Consider the following 19,632-nt stretch of genomic DNA (forward strand, 5'->3'; position numbering starts at 1 on the left):
CCAGACTGGCCCCAATACGTACATTGTACAGGCGAGATTTTCCGTTTATCTCTGCATTCCGAAATGAAAAATCGCCACGAACGTCCATGCCATCTGCCCCAATGGCGTTGGTTGGATGGCCAAATTGATCTATTTGAGCAAAGATTTTTGTATCATCAAATCCAACCAATCCACCAACACGCGCCATTTCTGCGGAAAACTCTCCAAATAACCTAGAATCATACACTAAGATTGAGCCACCGACTTTCGTCCCGGCGACCTTAACAGCATCACGTGGCGCTGTGATAGTTGTTTCAAACAAATAGACGTCACCGGTGATATCTGAACCAGACATTCGGACGGTTCCATATACGTCAACGGACCGCATGGACAAATTTCCAGCGATCTCGGCGTCCTCCGCTACGATCGCCGTGAAGGGCTCTTCATCCGGCAATCCTCCCGCGTGGAAGTAGCTTCCATCGAAATCGACGCCAGCCGCAATTTTCACTGCGTTGATGCGCACTATTCCGGCCACATGCGCGTTGCGCAGGAGGAGGCTTCCTTCCAGTCTGAGCCGCTCCGCTGAAAATCCGAGTGGCAGGTGCGACCCATTCAGCGCAATGGTCTGCCCCCTTGCGGATCGGGCCAGAATCTGTTCGGTAAACCGGCATCGCACGAACCAGAGGTCGTGCGGCAGGTCGCAGCCCTCGAGATCGAGGCCTTGCGTCGATCCATCGGTTTTTCCGTCGGATTGAATATACGCTCCCCGTATCCGCACGCCCTTCGCCGACGGGCGGCATCCGGAGCATCCTCCGAGCGCGAGATAGCGCAGAAAGCTTGCCCTGACCCGCACCCCATCGGGGGCGTCCGCGGGGGGGAGGTCTTCGCCCAGGCTGACTAACGCGCCCGAAGGAATTTCCTCGGCAAGTCGGCGTTCCGCTGGCCAAAGGGGTTCGAAACTTGCGAGATCTCGCGACATTCCACTCTCGCGCTGGCATCGGTTTTCGGCCGAACAGGCCGGGGCTTGGAGCCTAGCACGCTACCCGATCGCGGGCGTGAGTTTCCAACGGATTGCTCAGACGCGCGGGCGGTGGGCGAGTTCGATCTCCGCGTCGTCGGGCAGGTCGATTTCAAGCATGTCGAGCAGCGGCAGCGCCTCGATCACCACGAAGGCCTGGGCCCAGGGGTGATCGTCGGTCAGGGTGACATGCGCGACGGCGCGGTGGCCGGGCGGCGTCATGTCGGCCAGCCGCTCCGCCGCCCAGCCGGTCAGCCGCAGCGTCGGCTGGCCGCCCGGCAGGTTGACGACGCCCATGTCCTTCCAGGCGACCCCCATCCGCAACCCGGTGCCAAGCGCCTTGGAGCAGGCTTCCTTCGCCGCCCAGCGCTTGGCATAGGTCTCGGCGCGGTTGGCGCGCCGTTCGGCCAGCGCCTTCTCGGTCTCGGTATAGACACGGTTGAGGAACCGGTCGCCGAACCGGGCGATTGTCTTCTCGATCCGCTCGATATTGGCGAGATCGGAGCCGATGCCGAGGATCACTGTCTTGCTCCATGGATCGCGGGTGTTGGCGCGACCATGCCGCGGCGGCGGCGGCGGAGTCCACTGGACTTGAAGGGTCGCGTCCCGGGGTTGCACGCCCCTGGCGGGCTGGGCAGGATGGGTGCCGAAACCCGGGGACCTCCATGTACGATTTCGACGAGCTTATCGACCGCCGCGGCACCCATTGTGCGAAATGGGACATGATGGAGACGATCTACGGCGTGTCGCCGGAAGACGACGGCCTGCCGATGTGGGTCGCCGACATGGATTTTCGCCCACCGCGCGCGGTGACCGAGGCGCTGCGCGCGGCGGTCGAGCATGGCGTCTTCGGCTATTTCGGTGACGACCGCGCCTACAAGGCCGCGATCGCCGGCTGGATGGCGCGGCGGCATGGCTGGGAGGTCGATCCGGCGGCGATTTCTACCTCGGAGGGGCTTGTCGCCGGCACCGCCATGTGTCTGCAGGCCTTCACCGCGCCGGGCGACGGGATCATCCTCTTCACCCCGGTCTATCACGCCTTCGCCCGGATCATCCGCGCCAATGGCCGCGAGGTGGTCGAGAGCCGCCTCGTCCAGCGGGACGGACGTTACGAGATGGATCTCGGCGCCCTCGCCGCCGCGCTGACCGGGCGCGAGCGGATGGTGATCCTCTGCTCACCGCACAATCCCGGCGGCCGGGTGTGGGAGCCGGCGGAGCTCGCCGCGCTCGCCGATTTCTGCCGGGCGCATGATCTTTTGCTGGTCTCGGACGAGATCCACCATGATCTGGTGTTGCCGGGCAATCGGCACATGGTGATGCCGCTCGCGGCGCCGGATTTCGCAGACCGGGTGATCATGCTGACCGCGACCAGCAAGACCTTCAATCTCGCGGGCATGATGACCGGCAATGTCATCATCGCCGACGCCGCCTTGCGCGGGCGCTTCGTCGCGACCCAGGCCGCCGCCGGCGTGTCGCCGAACCGGTTCGGCGTGCTGACGGCGACGGCCGCCTACGAGGCCGGCGACGCCTGGGTCGCGGCGCTGACCGAGTATCTCGCCGGCAACGCCGCGCTCTTCGACGAAGGTGTGGCGGCGATCCCGGGCCTTGCCTCGATGAAGCTGCAAGCGACCTATCTCGCCTGGGTCGATTTCGCCGGCACCGGCATGAGCGGCGAGGAATTCACCCGGCGGGTCGAGCGCGACGCGCGCATCGCCGCGAGCCACGGTCATACGTTCGGTTCGGGCGGCGAGAGCTTTCTGCGGTTCAATCTCGCGACGCCTCGCGCCCGGGTAGCCGAAGCGGTCGCCCGTTTGCGCGCGGCCTTCGCCGACCCGCGGTAGCCGCTCCGGTTTCGCGCCCGGAGCCACCGCGACTTTGCCCCAGGATCGGGCGCTTGTCGTTTGACAGGCCCGGAAAACCCGTCCAATCAGGGCGGCGATCCATCATCGCGAGAGGAAGCGCCGCATGAGCTTCAAGATCCCACCGAGCCCGCCCGCCCGCCCCAACCGCTGCCAGTTGTTCGGCCCGGGCTCGCGCCCCGAGCTCTTCGCAAAGATGGCCTCGTCGGCGGCGGACGTGATCAACGTCGATCTCGAGGACAGCGTCTCGCCGGCCGACAAGGCCAGCGCCCGCGCCGCCGTCATCAAGGCGATCAACGAAGTCGACTGGGGCAACAAGTTCCTGTCGGTGCGGATCAACGGCCTCGATACCGAATACTGGTATCGCGACGTGGTGGATCTGATGGAACAGGCCGGTGAGCGGCTCGACATGATCATGATCCCGAAGGCCGGCAACGCCTCGGACATCTACGCCGTCGATGCGCTGGTCTCCTCGATCGAGCTCGCCACCAAGCGCAAGAAGAAGCTCGCCTTCGAGGCGATCATCGAGACCGCGATGGGCTTCGCGAACGTCAATGACATCGCCGGCGCCAGCCCGCGGCTGCAGGCGCTCAGCCTCGGCGCCGCCGATTTCGCCGCGTCGATGGGCATGCAGACCACCGGTATCGGCGGCACGCAGGAAGGCTATTACGTCCTGCCGCCGAAGGATGCCGAGGGTCCGCGGACGGCGGCTTTCGGCGATGCCTGGCATTCCGTGGTCTCCGCGATCGTCGCCGCCTGCCGGGTCAACGGCCTGCTGCCGGTCGAGGGGCCGTTCGGGGATTTCTCCGACGATGACGGCTACATCGCCCAGGCGCGCCGGGTGGCGACGCTTGGCATGGTCGGCAAATGGGCGATCCATCCAAAGCAGGTCGAGCTTGCCAATTCGGTGTTCACCCCGTCGGCCAAGGCGGTGACCGAGGCGCGCGAGATCCTCGCGGCGATGGAGGCGGCGGCCAAGACCGGCCAGGGTGCGACCACCTACAAGGGCCGCCTGATTGACCTCGCCTCAATCAAGCAAGCCGAGGTGATCGTGAAGCAGGCGGAGATGATCGGAGCCTGACAAGGGCCGGTCGGCGCGCGGGCCGGAAGCCCGACCGTCGGCGGGATCCTGACGGGCGTGCCCCACGGGGGCATGCCCGTCTTCGACGGTCGAGCCGGGCCACCCGTCATGTTTCAGTCCTCCCGGAGAAATCGGCAGCCCCCGCGCCCGCGCGTTGGTCTCGCGGAGGTCTGTCGCGGACGGGCCACGAATGCGATGACCCGCGCCTGCCATTGACCGCCGTCGAAGGGGCATCGCGGCGGGGGCGCCCGGTGCTCCCATTCAGGGAGGCCGTGGCGCCAGGCCCCGCCCAGATCGTGACCCAGAGCGGAGTCCGATCCGGCAGAGCCGGTCCGTCCAGTCCAGAGTCTTGATTTGACGCAATATCCTGACCACCAGACGATTCCGTCCGGTTGGCTATTGCTCTAGCTCCTGCGCGCCACCACCCGTACGGAATCGTACTTCCGCCCCGGCGCGGCGAAGGCGGTGCGCAGCAGGAGCGCCACGGCGTCGAGAAAGCCGTTGCGGTCGCGGATGTCGGTGGCGCCCATCTCGACGAAGGTATGGTAGATGCGGCGCTGGATCGCCAGCCATTCGGGCGTGACCTGCCGGCCGTAGCCGCGATAGTCGATCCGCTCCACCACCATGCCCGCCTCCTCCACCATGCGCGTCAGGCTCGAGGTGGTGAAGAAGTTCAGATGGCGCGGCACGTCGAGAAAGCGCCAGCAGGCCTCCTGCTGCCGCGCGCCGACGCATTGGTTGTTCGGCACCTCGATCACCAGCGCGCCGCCGACGCAGAGCTTGTCGCGCAAGGCGACGAGCGCGGCGGCGGGTTCGACGCAATGCTCCAGCACGTGGGTGAGGTTGATGAGCCGGACCGAGCCGTCGAGGATGATGCCCGGGATATCCTCGGCCGTGCCTTCGAGTTCGGTCACGCCGCGCCGGGCGGCGACGGCGCGCGCCGCCGCGTCCGGCTCGACCCCGATCGCCCAGATGCCCCGGGCGGCGAATGCCGCGAGCAGCCGGCCGCCGCGCGAGCCGATATCGAGCACGAGGCCGCCGCGCTTCGGCAGAAGTCGTGTGAAATAGTCGACCCCCCCCGGCGCGCCGCGGTCGAGCAGCCGGAAGCAGAACCGCAGCAGGCGCCAGCGCCATGGGTCGCGGTCGGTTCGCGCGACGCCGCACAATTGCTCGCGCGACTCGTGGAACCGCGCCATCTCGGCGCGTTCCGGCCGCGGCAGGAGCTCGCCATACCCGAGATCCTCGTGCCAGGCGAGCGCGTAGCTCTCGCCTAAATCCGGCCGACGCCAGTCGCCCGGAATCCGCAGCATATGAACCGCCTCCATCGCAGTGCCTTCTTCGGTGGTGAGACCGGGGTACGTCTACCTCAGGTAGCGCCCGGAGCGGAGCCGCGCGTTAACAATTGGTAAACACGGCGCGCATCCCGCCGATTGCCCGGTCCGGTTCGCGGGCCGATCCGCTGTTGCAATCCCGGGCGTCGCGGACGATATACCGCGCCAGCCGAGGGACCGAGCGGATGCAGAACTATCTCGAATTCGAAAAGGGCCTGTCCGAGATAGAGGGCAAGGCCGAGGAACTGCGGGCGCTGGCGCGCAAGAATACCGAGATGAAGGTCGAGGACGAGGCGGCGGCGCTCGATGTGAAGGCCTCCGCGCTGCTCGACGAACTCTATCGCAACCTTGATCCCTGGCGCAAATGCCAGGTGGCGCGGCATCCGGACCGGCCGCATTGCAAGGACTATATCGAGGGGCTGTTCAGCGAATGGACGCCGCTGGCCGGGGATCGCAACTTCGCCGACGATCTCGCGGTGATGGGCGGGCTCGCGCGGTTCAACGACCGGGCGGTGGTGGTGCTCGGGCTCGAGAAGGGCAATGACACCAAGAGCCGGATCGAGCGCAACTTCGGCATGGCCCGACCCGAGGGCTATCGCAAGGCGATCCGGCTGATGGATCTCGCCGACCGGCTCGGCCTGCCTGTCGTCACGCTGGTCGATACGCCCGGCGCCTATCCCGGCAAAGGCGCGGAGGAGCGCGGCCAGGCCGAGGCGATCGCCCGCTCCACCGAGAAATGCCTGCAACTCGGCGTGCCGCTGGTCAGCGCCATCATCGGCGAGGGCGGTTCCGGCGGGGCCGTCGCCTTCGCCACCGCCGACCGGCTGGCGATGCTGGAGCATTCGATCTATTCGGTGATCTCGCCCGAGGGATGCGCCTCGATCCTGTGGAAGGACGCCGAGAAGATGAAGGAAGCGGCCGAGGCCCTCCGCCTGACCGCGCAGGATCTGCTGGCGCTCGGCGTGGTCGACCGGGTGGTTCCCGAGCCGCGCGGCGGGGCCCAGCGCAACAAGGGCGAGGCCGTGGCCCGCGTCGGCGCGGTGCTCGCCGATCTGCTCGCCGATCTCGAGGGCAAGAAACCGGCCGAACTGCGCAAGGCGCGCCGGCGGAAATATCTCGACATGGGAACGAAGGCGCTGGTCGCTTAGCCGGACGCGCCGTTCTACTCCTCCGCCTCGCGCAGGGCGTCGAGGAAGGTCGGGCCGAAACGCTCGAGGCGCGCGGCGTCCATGCCGGCGACGCGGCCGAGCGCCGCGAGGTCGGCGGGGCGCGCGGCGGCGATCCTCGCCAGCGTCGCGGCGTCGCAGGAGATCGGCTTCGCGAGACCATCGGCTCCGCGGGAAAGCGCTGTCTGCGCCGCGCTCAGCCGGTCATAGAGCGGACCGCCGGCCTGGCCGGCCAGCCGGCGGCGGGCGGGATGCACCGGCTGCGGAGCCGCGCCGGTAAGGACGGCGAGGAATTCCGCGCCGAACCGCTCCAGCTTGACCGCCCCGACCCCGGTCACGCCGCGCAACGCGTCGAGCGTCGCCGGCCGCGACGTCGCCATCTCGATCAACGTGCGGTCTGGAAAGATCACATAGGCCGGAACGCCCTGCGCCTCGGCGAGCGCGCGGCGCCTGGCCTTCAGCGCCGAAAGCAGCCCTTCGTCCTCCTCGGCGACCTGGGCGAGCGCGCGGCGCTCGGGCGTGGCGCCGGCGCGATGCACGGTGTCGGCACGCAGCTCCAGCGTCTCGTCGCCGCGCAGCACCGGGCGGGCGGATTGCGTCAGGCGCAGCGCGCCGTGTCGGGCGGGATCGGGGCGGATGAGGTCGAGCCCCATCATCTGGCGGAAGATCGTCTGCCACTGCGACCGGGTGAGATCCTTGCCGACGCCGAAGGTCGGCAGCTGGTCATGGCCGCGGGCGAGCACCTTCTCGCCGCGCTCGCCCCGCAGGATGGCGATCAGATGCTCGGCGCCGAAGCTCTCGCCGGTGCGCAGGATGGCGGAGAAGGCCTTGCGCGCCGCCTCGGTCGCGTCGAACAGCGCGGGCCGGTCGCGGCAGAGGTCGCAATTGCCGCAAGGCTCGGCCAGTGTCTCGCCGAAATAGCCGAGCAGGGTCTGGCGGCGGCAGCGTTTCGCCTCGGCGAGGCCGAGCAGGGCGTTCAGCCGCTTGTGGTCCGCCTCCTTGCGCTCCATCGGCGCGTTGCCCTCGTCGATCTGGCCGCGGCGCAGGCGGATGTCCTCGGCGCCATAGAGGGTCAGCGTGTCGGCCGGCGCCCCGTCGCGGCCGGCGCGGCCGATCTCCTGATAGTAGCCCTCGATCGATTTCGGCAGGTCGGCATGGGCGACGAAGCGGATGTCCGGCTTGTCGATCCCCATGCCGAAGGCGATCGTCGCACAGACCACGAGTCCGTCGACCCGCTGGAACCGCGCCTCGCCCCGACGCCGCTCCTCGTCGTCCTGACCGGCGTGGTAGGCGAGTGCCAGATGCCCGGCTTCGGTCAGCGCGGCGGCGAGGCTTTCGGTGCGGGCGCGGCTGGCGCAATAGACGATGCCGGAGAGGCCGCGGCGGGCGGCGACGAATTCGAGGATCTGGCGGCGCGGATTATCCTTGGGGCGGAAGGCGAGCGACAGGTTCGGCCGGTCGAAGCCACGCAGGAAGGTCCGGGGCGACGCCCCGCCGAACAGGCGCGCGACGATCTCGGCCCGGGTCTCCGCGTCGGCGGTCGCGGTCAGCGCGACGGTCTGCACCCCGCCGAGCGCCGCGCGCAGGGCACCGATGCGCAGATAGTCGGGGCGGAAGTCGTGGCCCCACTGGCTGACGCAGTGCGCCTCGTCGACGGCGAGGAGCGAGACGCCGATTCGGCGCAGCAGCCCGGCGGTCGCCGGCGCGGCGAGCCGTTCGGGCGCCATGTAGAGCAGCTTCAGCGCGCCGTCGTCGAGGGCGGCGAAGATCTCCTCGGTCTCCTCGGCGCTGTTGCCGGAGGTGAGCGCGCCGGCGTTGACCCCGGCGGCGCGCAACGCGCGCACCTGGTCGCGCATCAGTGCGATGAGCGGCGATATGACAAGCGTCACCCCGGGCCGGGTCAGCGCGGGCAATTGGAAACAGAGCGACTTGCCGCCGCCGGTGGGCATGATCGCCAGCACGTCCTCGCCGGTCTCGATCGCGGCGACGATCTCCTCCTGGCCGGGGCGGAAATCGGGAAAGCCGAAGATCTGGCCGAGCAGGCACCGCGCGGGGTCGGTGGCCGCGGGCACGGCTTGGGCGGCGGTCACAGGGTGGCGCGGAGGATGCGGATCATCGTGTCTCCATAGCGGCGGCCGTCGAGCAGGGTCAAGGCGGCGGGGGGCGAGATCGACGCGCTTTCTTCCCAGACGATCAGCGCCGAGGGGGCGAGCCAGCCGCCCGCCATCGCGGCGGCGAGCGCCCTTTCGCCGAGACCCTTCGCATAGGGCGGGTCGAGGAAGACGAGGTCGGCCGGCGCGCCCGGGTTCGGCCCGAGCGCGGTGGCGTCGCGCGCGAGGACGCGGGCCGCTTCGCCGAGGCGCAGGTGGGCGAGGTTCGCGCGCAGGATCGCAAGCGACGTCCGGCCATTTTCGACGAAGGTGGCCTCGGCCGCGCCGCGCGACAGGGCTTCGAGGCCGAGGGCGCCGGTGCCGGCGAAAAGATCGAGCACCCGGGCGCCGTCGAGAGGATCACCGTAGGCGCCATGGGCGAGGAGGTTGAACAGGCTCTCGCGGACCCGGTCGGAGGTCGGGCGCAGATGCGCGGCGACGTCGCCGGCGCCGAGCTCCGCGAGACGGATCCCCCGATGCCGCCCGGCGATGATCCGCATCAGGCGAGCACCGTGAGGTCGGCGGCGGGACCACCGGGCGTGTCGTGGGCGATCCGGCGCTTGCCCGCGGCGCGGGTATCCATGGCGCGCAACCCGCCGTCGCGGAATTGCCGGAAGGCCTGGCATCCGGACCAGGTGTCGACCACGCCGGGTCGGGTGTTTTTCGCGTCCATTTCCCGTCTCCCGTTCGTTCGCCGTCTTGGGCTCGGTCCCGGGTCCGTCTATATGCCTGCGAAGTCCAACTGCAACAGAAGGAGGCGAGAGACATGGTGATAGCGGTCGGCGACAGGATACCGGAGGCGATTCTGATCCAGCTGCGCGAGGGCGAGCCGGAGACGGTCCCGACCGAGGCGCTGTTCTCGGGGCGCAGGGTGGTGCTGTTCGCGGTGCCCGGCGCCTTTACCGGCGTCTGCTCCACCCAGCACGTGCCGAGCTTCATCCGCGTCGCGGATGCGATCCGGGCCCGCGGGGTGGATGAGATCTTCTGCCTCGCGGTCAACGATCCCTTCGTGCTGCGGGCTTGGGACGCCAGCACCGGGGCGAGCGGCGCGGGGATCCGCATGCTCGCCGACCCGGCGGGCGAGCTGACCCGGGCGCTGGGCATGGATTTTTCGAACGCCGACCGTGGGCTGATCGGCCGCTCCAAGCGCTATGCGATGCTGGTCGATCAGGGCGTGGTGAAGGTGCTGAACGTCGAGGCGGCCCCCGGCGCCTGCGAGATCAGCGCGGGGGAAACCCTGCTCGCGGCGCTCTGAAGCCGGGGGCCTTTCGGCGCCGTCACGTCACGCCCTGGCGTGCGGCTGGCAGAGGCATTCGACTGGCTCGGAGTGATCGCGCTGGATCTCGGCCGGTCCCGCCAGCGCGTCCATCCGCCGGGCGAGCGTCACGTCGAGCGCGGTCAGCCCGCCGCTGGAATGGGTGGTGAGGGTCACGTCCACGACATTGTAGACATTGGTCCATTCGGGGTGATGGTCCAGCTTCTCCGCGGCGAGCGCGGCGCGCGACATGAAGCCCCAGGCCTCGGAAAAGTTGCGGAACTTCCAGATCTTGCGGATCGCATCGCGCTCCGGCACCGCGCCCCAGCCGGATTCGCCGAGGGCCGGCAGGTCGTGCGCGCGTTCGGTCGGGCCGAGTGTCTCGGGCATCTTTGGGCCTCCGAGCAATGTACCGACCCGATCCTGCCCCAAGCGGCGGCGGCCTGCAATCACCGCGTCAGTCCTGCTCCGCGGGCGTTTCGCCCCGCTTGAAGGGGCCGTAGGCGGTCAGGATCTCGATCTCGCGGTCGATCGCGGCGGCCTCGGCCTGGAGATATTGCGCCACGGCCCGGGCGAAACCGGGATCGGCGATCCAGTGCAGCGAATGGGTCGCGGTCGGCAGATAGCCGCGGGCCAGCTTGTGCTCGCCTTGCGCGCCGGCCTCGACCCGGGCGAGGCCGCGGGCGATGGCCGCGTCGATCGCCCGATAGTAGCAGAGCTCGAAATGCAGGAAGGGATGGTCCTCGACGCAGCCCCAGTAGCGGCCATAGAGCGTATCGCGACCGAGGAAATTGAGCGCCCCGGCGACCCAGCGCCCGTCGCGCCGGGCGAGGAGCAGCAGGATATCGTCGCGCAGCGTCTCCTGCGCCCGGGCGAAGAAGGCGCGGGTGAGATAGGGCGAGCCCCATTTGCGCGCGCCCGTATCCTGGTAGAAGCGCCAGAAGGCATCCCAATGCTCGGGCAGCAGGGCATCCCCGGTCAGCGCGACGATCTCGCCGCCGAAGTCTTGCGCGCGTTCGCGCTCCTTGCGGATCGCCTTGCGCTTGCGCGAGGACAGGTCGGCGAGGAAAGCGTCGAAATCGCCATAGCCGCGGTTTTCCCAATGGAACTGCTGGCTGACCCGGGTCATCAGGCCGGCGGCCCCGCCCCAGTCGGCTTCCTCGGCGGTGCAGAAGGTGACATGCAGCGAGGAGAGCCGGTTCCGGCGGGCGAGGCGGATCGCGCCTTCGACGAGCGCGGCGCGCCCCGCGGCCTCGTGGCCGGGAAGGGTCAGCAAGCGGCGGCCGGTGGCGGGCGTGAAGGGCGCGGCCGACTGCAGTTTGGGATAGTAGCGGCCGCCGGCGGATTCGTAGGCATGGGCCCAGTTGTGGTCGAAGATGTATTCGCCCTGGCTGTTGGTCTTGGCATAGAGCGGCATGGTGGCGATCACCGGGCCGCCTTGGCGCGCGACGAGATGGCAGGGTTCCCAGCCGGAGCGGCCGCCGACCGAGTGGGAAATTTCCAGCGCCGAGAGGAAGCGGTGCGTGGTGAAAGGGTCGCGCGGCGGACCGCCGTCGGCCGTCTCCGGGGCGGCGCAGGCGTCCCACTCGGCGGCGGAAATGTCGCCGAGCCCGCCGAGGACCGAGATCTCGATATCGTCGCCGCCGTCCATCGCCGCGTCCACCGCCGTCGCACTTCGCCGCGGTGCATCAAATGGCGGCGGGCGGTCGCGCGTCAACTCGCGATCGCGGGAGCGTAGCCCTCGAAGGTGATATTGTCCGCGACCTCGCGGGCGGCGGCCTCCTGGCGCGGCGTGCGCACGGTCCAGGTCAGGATCGGAACGCCCCGCCCCTTCAACGCGGTGACGGCCGGGTTCGCCAGATCGGCGCGGTCGTGCGAGACGAAGCTCGCGCCGGTCGTCTCGAAATCGGCGAGGGCGGCGAGGCGCGCGCGCGTGGCGGGGGCGAGCGGCCATTCGTCGTCCGCGAAGGCGCAGGAGGTGAGGCCGCGCGGGCGGTCCGGCGCCGCGGCCGCGAGCGCGGCGACGGAATGGGGGTTGAAGGACATGAGCGCGGCCGGGCCGTCGTAGCCGGCGAGGAGTTCGGCGACCCGGGCCTCGAGCGGGCCGACCCGCGGGCCAAGCGCGCCGTCCTGATCCTTGACCTCGATCAGCAGCGGCGCGCGTCCGGCGACGAGGGCGAGGAACTCGGCCAGCGTCGGGATGGTCTCGCCGCCGCCGGTCAGGCCGAAGTCGCGCAGCCGGGCGGCGGAATGGCCGGAGACGCGGCCCGCCCGGCCGGTCAGCCGGCCGAGATCGTCGTCGTGGAACACCATCGCCTCGCCGCAGGCCGCGCGCTGGATGTCGCATTCGATGCCGTAGCCCGCCGCGATCGCCGCGCGCGCGGCGGCGCGGCTGTTCTCGATCACGCCGCGCGCCCGGTCGTGCAGGCCGCGATGGGCGAGCGGCGCGCGGAGAAAGGCGCGGGCGAGTTCAGGCACCGGAACCTCAGGCGATCTCGAAGATGCCCTCGATCTCGACCGCCACGCCGAGCGGCAGCGAGACCGAACCGACGGCCGCGCGGGCATGGCGGCCCTTGTCGCCGAACACCTCGGCGAACAGGTCGGAGGCGCCGTTGATGACCTTCGGATGGTCGGTGAAATCGAGGGTCGCATTGACGAAGCCGGTCAGCTTCACCACGCGGACCAGCCGGTCGAGATCGCCGCCGCAGGCCGCCCGAAGCTGGGCGATCAGCGCGAGCGCGCAGGTTCGCGCGGCACGGTAGCCCTCCTCCGGCCCGAGGTCCTGGCCGAGCTTGCCGAGGATAAAACCCTTGTCGTCGCGGCTGATCTGGCCCGAGATGAAAACGAGGTCGCCGGTCCGGACGAAGGGCACGTAGTTCGCCGCCGGGGCGGGCGCCTCGGGCAGGGTGATGCCGAGCTCCGCGAGGCGGGTGTCGATGGCCGAAGGCATGGGAAGGCTCCTGTTCCGGTGGGATTGGCGGCAAGCTAGCCAAAGCGCGGGACGGAGGGAACGGGAAGTTTCGGCGCCGGGCCGCTTGAAGCCCGGCGCCGCCGGGCGATATTGGGGACGAAGGGCAAGGGGAGTGGGTAGTGGGAAGCACAAGGACCATGGGTGGTATATCGGCGGCGCTGCTGCTCTCCGCCTGCGCGGGGGGGGCGGGTCCGAACGACCTCGGCTATGATCCCCATGTCGCGCAGAACCGCCCGGTGCACGAGACCAACATGGCGATCGACAAGGCGGTCTACGGGCCGGTGGCGCGCGCATATGGCGCGACGGTGCCGGCGCCGGTTCGCCACGGGATCACCAATCTCAACGACAACTGGGGCCTGCCCGGCGAGGTGATCCAGTATGGATTGCAGGGCAACGGCATGCGGGCGGCCGAGGCGGGGACGCGGTTCCTTGTCAATACCCTGTTCGGGCTCGGCGGGTTGATCGATCCGGCGACGGATATGGGCCTGCCCTACCGGGACACCGGGTTTGACGAGACGTTCTATGCCTGGGGGGTTCCCGACGGCGGCTATGTCGAGCTGCCATTGGCCGGGCCCGGAACCGAAAGGGACTGGACCAGCTGGGCGCTCGATATCGTCGCGGACCCCGTCTTTTATCTTGCGCCGGTGGCGGCGACGAACGCGCTGCTCGGCGTGGCGACGCTCGATATCGTGAACGACCGCTACGAGATCGATCCCGTATTGACCGAGATCGTCCAGAATTCGGCGGACAGCTATACGGCCTTGCGGATCAGCTACCTGCAGGCCAAGCAGGCGCGGCTGGCGGGCGGCACCGACGTGACGAAACTGGAGGATGTCTACGATGACTATTGAGATCGCGCGGCGTGACCTGCTGGCGGGCGGCGCGGCGCTGATGCTCGTGGGGTTTCTGGGCCGGACGGCCTGGGCCGACGCGGTCGGCGGCGCGCGGCAATTGGTCACGGCGCTGTCGGCCGAGCTGCAGAAGATGGTCAATTCCGGACAGGCGCAGAGCGGCCAGATCGCGACCTTCCAGCAGATCATCGGCCGCTACGCCGACATGGGTCCGGTCGCGGCGAGCATCCTCGGCCAGCCCTGGCGCACGGCGAGCCCGGCGCAGAAACAGGCCTTCGTCGCCGCGTTCCAGAGCTATTTCTCGCGCAAATACGGCAATACCTTCAGCCAGTACAAGAACGCCTCGATCGAGGTTTCAGGCGCCAAGGATGGCGGCAAGTCCGGCGTTCTCGTCAGTTCGGTGGTGAAGCGGCCGGGGCAGGCGAACATCGCGGTCGACTGGCAGATCAGTGCGCGGAGCGGCGCGCCCAAGGTCGTCAACCTCATCATCGAAGGCGTCTCGATGCTGGCGAACGAGCGCGCCGAGGTCGGGGCGATGCTCGATGCGCAGGGCGGCGACCTCGACAGGCTGATCGCGCAGATGAGCAAGTCGAGCTGATGGCCGAGGTCGAGCGCGGCGGGATCTTCGCGGGCGCCGATCCCTTCGCCATCGCGCGGCGCTGGCTCGGCGAGGCCGAGAAGGTCGAGCCGAACGATGCCAATGCGATGGCGTTGGCCACGGTCGACGCGGGCGGCTTGCCCAATGCGCGGATGGTGCTGCTGAAGGATATCGAGCCCGAGGGCTTCGTCTTCTACACCAACTACGGCAGCGCGAAGGCCGGCGAGATCGAGGCGGCGGGCAAGGCGGCCTTCGTGCTGCACTGGAAGAGCCTGCGCCGGCAGATCCGGGCGCGGGGCCCGGTCACGCGGGAAGAAGGTCCCCAGGCGGACGCCTACTATGCCTCTCGGAGCCTGCAGAGCCGGCTCGGCGCCTGGGCCTCGCGCCAGTCGCAACCCCTGTCGTCGCGCGCCGCCCTGATGGCGGAGGTGGCGAAGGTCGCCGCGCTGAAGGGCATCAACCCGGAGCGCCCGCCGTTCTGGGGCGGCTATCGGATCGCACCGGTCGAGATCGAGTTCTGGGCCGATGGCGCGCATCGTCTGCACGACCGCTTCCGCTGGACCCGGCCGGGGCCGGGCGCGGCCTGGGATGTCGCGCGGCTCAACCCGTAGGTGTCGACACATCCACCAAATGGTGGATGTCGCCGCGGCCTGCCCCAAGCTATTTCTTGATCCTGTCTTACCACAGCAAGGGCAAAAGGAATGGCACGCTTCACCGGAACCGACGCCGCCGATCGGATCCTGCTGGATTTCCTGTCTCCCGGGGTCACCAGCGATCCCGCGGGGCTGACCGGTACCGGGGGTGAATTCAACCTGATCTATGGAGGCGGTGGCGCGGATTATATCCAGACCTACGGCGGAGACGTCTATGGCGGATCGGGCAACGACAGCCTGTTCGGCGGAAGCTCCTCGGACAATCTCTACGGAGAGGACGGGTCGGATCGGTTGAACAGCGGCGACGCCGCCGCCGGTTTTGAGTTCGTCAATGGCGGCACCGGCGCCGACCGGATGTTTGGTGGCGAGGGCCTTCAGGTCTACGTCGTGGACAGCTATGACGATGTGGTGAAAGATTTTGGAACCTCGGCTGGGGAGCAACAGTTTGGCGAAGATTGGGACGTAAGCGATTCTATCGTTACCGATCTGAACTACAAGCTGTCCGAGAAAGCCGGCGTAGAAGTATTGTATCTCGGGATGGAGCAATGGGGCCTGCCTGCGACCAGGAAGACAGTCTATGGCGGGGGAAACAGCCATGACAATTTCATAAACGGCAATGAATTCGGCAACGTCCTGGAAGGATTTCGTGGCGACGACACTTTGCTTGGGGGTGCGGGCAGGGATCTGCTCCTGGGAGGAAAAGGCAACGACGGCATCCAGGGCGACGACGGAAATGATGTCGTCCGCGGCCAGGACGGCGCGGACAACGTCTCGGGCGGCGCGGGAAAAGACAAGCTTATCGGCGGAAAAGGCCGCGACACCTTCGTTTTCGGCGTCGCCGACGAGTCGGTCAAAGGCGCACGGGACGCAATCGTCGCCGGAGATGGGGCGGTCGCGTTCGAGGGAGCGGGCGCCGCGGCCGGGGACTTGATCTGGATGCCGAACGCCCCCACGGCCGATTCCCCGCCTGAAGATCACTTCGTCGATGACTTCGGGGCATTCACGTTCGGCGGAACCGGAAAGGGTCAAGTCTCGTGCATCGACTACGGCCGAAATACTCTCGTTCGCGCCAATATCGATGACGATTCCTCCTTCGAGTTTGAATTGTTGATCAAGGATGGCGCGGTGCGCGCCCATGCCTATACCGCCGACGATTTTTTCCTGGGGCCATGAACCGGACGGGATGCCCCTCCGGTGACGTCGGGACGGTCTGAAAACGACTACCGATGGACTGCCCAGCGACCATCCAGAGAAACGGTCGCGTTGACCGCGGAAGGTGCCGCGGCCAACACGGTGCAAGCGGAGCAGGGTTCCGGCTAGGCGACCTGTTCGGCCAACGCTGGATAGTCGGTATAGCCCTTGACGCCGCCGCCATAGAAGGTGGCGCTGTCCGGGGTGGTGAGCGGCGCGTCGCGGCGCAGGCGTTCGGCGAGGTCGGGGTTTGCGATATAGGCCTTGCCGAAGGCGACGGCGTCGGCCCGGCCGCTCTCCACCGCTTCGATCGCCATGCGTCGGTCATAGCCGTTGTTGGCGATATAGACCCCGTCGAACCGGGCGCGGAGCGCGTCGATCGACGCGCCGGCGGGCAGTTCGCGGCTGCCGCCGGTGGCGCCCTCGACCATGTGCAGGAAGGCGAGGCCGTAGGGATTGATCCGGTCGATGGCGCGGGCGAATGTCTCCTGCGCGGTCTCGTCCACCACCACCGCGTTCGCCGGCGAGAAGGGGCTGAGCCGCAGGCCGACCCGGGCGCCGCCGAGCACGCCGGTCACCGCCTCGACCACCTCTTCCAGAAAGCGGGTGCGGTTTTCGATCGACCCGCCGTAGCCATCGGTCCGGTGATTGGCGCTCGGGCGCATGAACTGGTCGATGAGATAGCCGTTGGCGCCGTGGATCTCGACACCGTCGAAGCCGGCGGCGTCGGCGTTCGCAGCCGCGTGGCGATAATCCTCGAGAATGCGCGCGATGTCGGCCAGTTCCAGCGCGCGCGGCGCGGAGGTCGGGACGAATCCCGCGCCGTCGAAGGTGCGGCTGTTGGCGGTCAGCGCCGAGGGGCCGACGGGCGGCTGGCCGTTCGGTTGCAGGCTGGTGTGCGAGACGCGGCCGACATGCCAGATCTGGGCGACGATATGGCCACCCTCGGCATGGACCGCGTCGGTCACCGCCTTCCAGCCGGCGACCTGGGCGGGGCTGTGAATGCCCGGCGTCCAGGCATAGCCCTTGCCCTCGGGACTGATCTGGGTGCCCTCGGAAATGATCAGGCCGGCGCCGGCCCGCTGGCGATAATAGTCGACATGGATCGCGACCGGCGCGTCGTCCGCCGGCCGCGCCCGGTTGCGGGTGAGCGGCGCCATGACGACGCGGTTGGCGAGGCGGATCGCGCCGGCCTGGAGCGGGGTGAAAAGCTTCGGCTCGGGAGTTGGTCCGGACATTGGGGCAGTCTCCTGGTTCGGGACCGGGCGGTCCATAAATGGGCGCGCCTCCGCGCGTTTCGGGATGGGTCAGTTCGGGGTTGCGATCAGCGGGGTGGCGAGGTCGAGCACGGCGTCGATCCCCGGCGGCGGCTGGCCCGCCTTGCGCAGGGTGAGCACGCCAAGTGCCAGCGCGATCAGCGCGCGGGCGCGCGGCGCGACGGTGTCCTGCGCGTCGGTCCCGAATCCGTCATGCCCGAACCCGTCACGCCCGAGCGCGCGGGCGAAGATCGCCTCGATACGCTCGAGATGGCGCGCGCTCAACGCCGCGACCTTGGCGTCGCGTGGGCAGAGCTCGGCGATGCAATTCACCATCAGGCAGCCATGCGCGCCCGCGTCGGCGCCCGAAAGGGCGCGCATCATCCCGGGGATCGGGTCGGGGCCGCCGGCGATACCTTCGAGCGCGGCGATCCGCGCGTCGGAATAGCGTTCGAGCGCCGCGACCAGCACGCCATGCTTCGAGCCGAACGCCGCGTAGAAGCTGGAGCGGCTGATCCCCATCGCCTCGGTCAGCGCATCGAGCGAGGTCGCCTCGAAGCCCTTGGCGCGGAACATCGCGACGCCGGCCTCGATCGCGGCGTCGAGATCAAAGCCGCGCGGGCGGCCGGGTCCGGAATGTTCTGGCTGTGGCGCGGTCATGGCCTATATCTGGACCAGCCGTTCCGGAAATCAAGTGTCAATGACCGAAGACCGACCAGCCGGCGCGGTTGGCGAGCATTTCGAGGGCGATCGAGCCGAGGAGCGAATTGCCGGTCGCATCGAGGCCCGGCGACCAGACGGCGATCGAGGCATGACCCGGCGCGATCGCGAGAATGCCGCCGCCGACCCCGCTCTTGCCCGGCAGGCCGACGCGATAGGCAAAGTCCCCCGAGCCGTCGTAGTGACCGCAGGTCAGCATCAGCGCGTTGATCCGCCGCGCCCGGGCCGAACTGATCACCGAATGCCCGGTTACCGGATTGCGGCCGTTGTTGGCGAGAAACAGCCCCGCCTTGGCCAGTTGCCGGCAACTCATGGCCAGCGCGCAATGATGGAAATAGACGCCGAGCACATGGTCCACGGGATGTTTCAGCGTGCCGAAGGAATGCATGAAATGCGCGAGCGCACGGTTGCGGTCGCCGGTCGCCTCCTCGGACCGGGCAACGGCCTTGTCGGTGACGATGCCCTCCTCGTCGGCGAGGAAGCGCACGAAGCGCACGATCTCGGCGATCGCTTCGCGCGGGGTGTGACCGGCGAGCAGCGTGTCGGTGACGACGATGGCGCCGGCGTTGATGAAGGGATTGCGCGGAATGCCCGACTCCGCCTCGAGCTGGACGATGGAGTTGAAGGCCGAGCCGGAGGGTTCGCGCCCGACACGTCTCCAGATCGTCTCGCCGTGGCGGCCGAGGGCGAGGGTCAGCATCAGCGCCTTGGAGATGCTCTGGATCGAGAAAGGCAGTTCGGCGTCGCCGGCGAGGAAGGTCTCGCCTTCGAGCGTGACGACCGCGAGGCCGAAGCGGCGGGGATCGACGCGGGCGAGTTGCGGGATGTAGTCGGCGACCTTGCCTTCGCCGAACCGGGGTGCGAGGTCCGCGTGGATGCCCGCGACGATGGATTTGAGGTCGGGTTTCGGGGGCATCGGATGTCCTTCGAAGTTGGCGGGAGAGCGTCCCGGCATTTTTCGCGGCTTTTGCGATCAGGAACGGGTGGCGCCGGGCGTCGGCGGTGATAAGGATCGTTTCTTTGTCACGGGAGCCCTCATGAAGCCGACCCTGTTCGTCCTCGCGATCGTGGTGCTGACGCTGATCGGAGACTATCTCCTGAAGCTCGCTTCGGCGAGGCCGACGCCGCTCGCCACCTGGCAGTTCGCGGCGGGGGCCGTCGTCTATGGGTCGAGCGCGGTCGGATGGGTCTATGCGATGAAGTACATGTCGCTCGCCGGGATCGGGGTCGCCTATTCGATGCTGGTCATCATCTTCCTCGCGATCATGGGGGTGACGCTGTTCGGCGAGAAACTGGCGGCGCGCGAGATCCTCGGACTGGCTCTCGCCTGCGCCTCGCTCGGCCTGATGAGCCGGATTCACTGAAGAGCCCGCCATGGGGCCGAGCAGGTGGAAAACGGGTATTCGCCCACCGAGTGCTAAAATGCTACGCGAAAAGAGGGTAGTTCGCCATGCAACTGGCAATCAGAAGTAGAACTTGGTCCAAAGAGCGGACTGCTTGCTGTTTTATGCGTTGCGTTAACCAAGAGAACGGCTAAGGGTATAGTGAGCGCG

Annotated in this window: 22 protein-coding genes; 9 read left to right on the forward strand and 13 right to left on the reverse strand. The window is 68.3% G+C overall.

The genetic code is table 11. The annotated features are described in order from the left end of the window. The coding region (locus Q0480_RS03775; RefSeq protein WP_299130895.1) for a hypothetical protein at nucleotides 1-958 on the reverse strand (958 nt) is incomplete at its 3' end. Nucleotides 959-1,054: 96 nt separating this feature from the next. After that, nucleotides 1,055-1,519 (reverse strand): holo-ACP synthase, encoded by a 465-nt coding sequence (gene acpS, locus Q0480_RS03780; protein ID WP_299130897.1) that lies wholly within the window; start codon nucleotides 1,517-1,519, stop codon nucleotides 1,055-1,057. Nucleotides 1,520-1,662: 143 nt separating this feature from the next. On the opposite strand from acpS, the gene Q0480_RS03785 reads away from it, so the two are divergent. After that, nucleotides 1,663-2,838: a MalY/PatB family protein gene (locus Q0480_RS03785; protein WP_299130899.1), complete on the forward strand. Its 1,176-nt coding sequence runs from the start codon at nucleotides 1,663-1,665 to the stop codon at nucleotides 2,836-2,838. 124 nt (nucleotides 2,839-2,962) lie between these two features. Next, a complete protein-coding gene (locus Q0480_RS03790; protein ID WP_299130901.1) occupies nucleotides 2,963-3,937 on the forward strand; it encodes a CoA ester lyase in 975 nt (324 codons plus the stop codon). Nucleotides 3,938-4,341: 404 nt separating this feature from the next. On the opposite strand, the gene Q0480_RS03795 is transcribed toward Q0480_RS03790, so the two are convergent. Further along, a complete protein-coding gene (locus tag Q0480_RS03795) occupies nucleotides 4,342-5,247 on the reverse strand; it encodes a class I SAM-dependent methyltransferase (RefSeq protein ID WP_299130903.1) in 906 nt (301 codons plus the stop codon). A 206-nt stretch (nucleotides 5,248-5,453) separates the two neighbouring features. Between Q0480_RS03795 and Q0480_RS03800 the strand changes: the two genes are divergently transcribed. Continuing rightward, on the forward strand, nucleotides 5,454-6,416 hold the full coding sequence (locus Q0480_RS03800; RefSeq protein ID WP_299130905.1) for an acetyl-CoA carboxylase carboxyltransferase subunit alpha: 963 nt from the start codon (nucleotides 5,454-5,456) through the stop codon (nucleotides 6,414-6,416). Between the two features lie 14 nt (nucleotides 6,417-6,430). On the opposite strand, the gene recQ is transcribed toward Q0480_RS03800, so the two are convergent. The 3 genes from recQ to Q0480_RS03815 are packed head-to-tail and all read right to left on the reverse strand — an operon-like array spanning nucleotide 6,431 to nucleotide 9,257. After that, nucleotides 6,431-8,524 (reverse strand): DNA helicase RecQ, encoded by a 2,094-nt coding sequence (recQ, locus tag Q0480_RS03805; RefSeq protein ID WP_299130907.1) that lies wholly within the window; start codon nucleotides 8,522-8,524, stop codon nucleotides 6,431-6,433. Further along, complete coding sequence (gene rsmD, locus Q0480_RS03810; protein WP_299130909.1) at nucleotides 8,521-9,084, reverse strand: 16S rRNA (guanine(966)-N(2))-methyltransferase RsmD; 564 nt, start codon at nucleotides 9,082-9,084, stop codon at nucleotides 8,521-8,523. Before rsmD ends, recQ begins: the two co-directional genes overlap by 4 nt. Beyond that, entirely contained in the window at nucleotides 9,084-9,257 is a 174-nt protein-coding gene (locus Q0480_RS03815; protein WP_299130911.1) for a hypothetical protein, read from the reverse strand. Before Q0480_RS03815 ends, rsmD begins: the two co-directional genes overlap by 1 nt. A 93-nt stretch (nucleotides 9,258-9,350) precedes the next feature. On the opposite strand from Q0480_RS03815, the gene Q0480_RS03820 reads away from it, so the two are divergent. Next, nucleotides 9,351-9,839, forward strand: coding sequence for a peroxiredoxin (locus Q0480_RS03820; protein ID WP_299130913.1), 489 nt, complete (start codon nucleotides 9,351-9,353; stop codon nucleotides 9,837-9,839). A gap of 27 nt (nucleotides 9,840-9,866) precedes the next feature. Here Q0480_RS03820 and Q0480_RS03825 read toward each other — a convergent pair whose 3' ends face one another. The 4 genes from Q0480_RS03825 to Q0480_RS03840 form a co-directional block, all read right to left on the reverse strand. Further along, nucleotides 9,867-10,229 carry a 4a-hydroxytetrahydrobiopterin dehydratase gene (locus Q0480_RS03825; RefSeq protein ID WP_366940816.1) on the reverse strand — a complete coding sequence of 121 codons (363 nt, stop codon included), beginning with the start codon at nucleotides 10,227-10,229 and terminating at the stop codon, nucleotides 9,867-9,869. Between the two features lie 67 nt (nucleotides 10,230-10,296). Further along, nucleotides 10,297-11,490, reverse strand: coding sequence for a GNAT family N-acetyltransferase (locus Q0480_RS03830; RefSeq protein ID WP_299130998.1), 1,194 nt, complete (start codon nucleotides 11,488-11,490; stop codon nucleotides 10,297-10,299). 62 nt (nucleotides 11,491-11,552) lie between these two features. Further along, nucleotides 11,553-12,317 carry a glycerophosphodiester phosphodiesterase family protein gene (locus Q0480_RS03835; protein WP_299130915.1) on the reverse strand — a complete coding sequence of 255 codons (765 nt, stop codon included), beginning with the start codon at nucleotides 12,315-12,317 and terminating at the stop codon, nucleotides 11,553-11,555. A 7-nt stretch (nucleotides 12,318-12,324) separates the two neighbouring features. After that, nucleotides 12,325-12,789 carry a RidA family protein gene (locus Q0480_RS03840; RefSeq protein ID WP_299130916.1) on the reverse strand — a complete coding sequence of 155 codons (465 nt, stop codon included), beginning with the start codon at nucleotides 12,787-12,789 and terminating at the stop codon, nucleotides 12,325-12,327. A gap of 158 nt (nucleotides 12,790-12,947) precedes the next feature. Between Q0480_RS03840 and Q0480_RS03845 the strand changes: the two genes are divergently transcribed. The 4 genes from Q0480_RS03845 to Q0480_RS03860 all read left to right on the forward strand — a co-directional run bounded on the left by Q0480_RS03845 (nucleotide 12,948) and on the right by Q0480_RS03860 (nucleotide 16,085). Next, complete coding sequence (locus Q0480_RS03845) at nucleotides 12,948-13,661, forward strand: VacJ family lipoprotein (RefSeq protein ID WP_299130918.1); 714 nt, start codon at nucleotides 12,948-12,950, stop codon at nucleotides 13,659-13,661. Continuing rightward, entirely contained in the window at nucleotides 13,651-14,259 is a 609-nt protein-coding gene (locus tag Q0480_RS03850; protein ID WP_299130920.1) for a phospholipid-binding protein MlaC, read from the forward strand. Before Q0480_RS03845 ends, Q0480_RS03850 begins: the two co-directional genes overlap by 11 nt. Continuing rightward, nucleotides 14,259-14,870: a pyridoxamine 5'-phosphate oxidase gene (pdxH, locus tag Q0480_RS03855; RefSeq protein ID WP_299130924.1), complete on the forward strand. Its 612-nt coding sequence runs from the start codon at nucleotides 14,259-14,261 to the stop codon at nucleotides 14,868-14,870. Before Q0480_RS03850 ends, pdxH begins: the two co-directional genes overlap by 1 nt. A gap of 90 nt (nucleotides 14,871-14,960) precedes the next feature. Then, nucleotides 14,961-16,085, forward strand: coding sequence for a calcium-binding protein (locus tag Q0480_RS03860; RefSeq protein WP_299130926.1), 1,125 nt, complete (start codon nucleotides 14,961-14,963; stop codon nucleotides 16,083-16,085). A 143-nt stretch (nucleotides 16,086-16,228) separates the two neighbouring features. Here the strand turns inward: Q0480_RS03860 and Q0480_RS03865 are convergent, their stop codons facing one another. The 3 genes from Q0480_RS03865 to Q0480_RS03875 form a co-directional block, all read right to left on the reverse strand. Then, nucleotides 16,229-17,341, reverse strand: coding sequence for an alkene reductase (locus Q0480_RS03865; RefSeq protein ID WP_299130928.1), 1,113 nt, complete (start codon nucleotides 17,339-17,341; stop codon nucleotides 16,229-16,231). Between the two features lie 69 nt (nucleotides 17,342-17,410). Next, the gene (locus tag Q0480_RS03870) at nucleotides 17,411-18,019 is read right to left on the reverse strand and encodes a TetR/AcrR family transcriptional regulator (RefSeq protein ID WP_299130930.1); all 609 of its coding nucleotides are present in this window, start codon (nucleotides 18,017-18,019) and stop codon (nucleotides 17,411-17,413) included. Nucleotides 18,020-18,056: 37 nt separating this feature from the next. After that, nucleotides 18,057-18,995 (reverse strand): glutaminase, encoded by a 939-nt coding sequence (locus Q0480_RS03875; RefSeq protein ID WP_299130932.1) that lies wholly within the window; start codon nucleotides 18,993-18,995, stop codon nucleotides 18,057-18,059. 121 nt (nucleotides 18,996-19,116) lie between these two features. Here Q0480_RS03875 and Q0480_RS03880 point away from each other — a divergent pair, with 121 nt between their 5' ends. After that, nucleotides 19,117-19,443, forward strand: coding sequence for a hypothetical protein (locus tag Q0480_RS03880; RefSeq protein ID WP_299130934.1), 327 nt, complete (start codon nucleotides 19,117-19,119; stop codon nucleotides 19,441-19,443). Nucleotides 19,444-19,632: the final 189 nt, after the last annotated feature.

The sequence above is a fragment of the uncultured Amaricoccus sp. genome, from assembly GCF_937891315.1.
Classification (GTDB): Bacteria; Pseudomonadota; Alphaproteobacteria; order Rhodobacterales; family Rhodobacteraceae; genus Amaricoccus.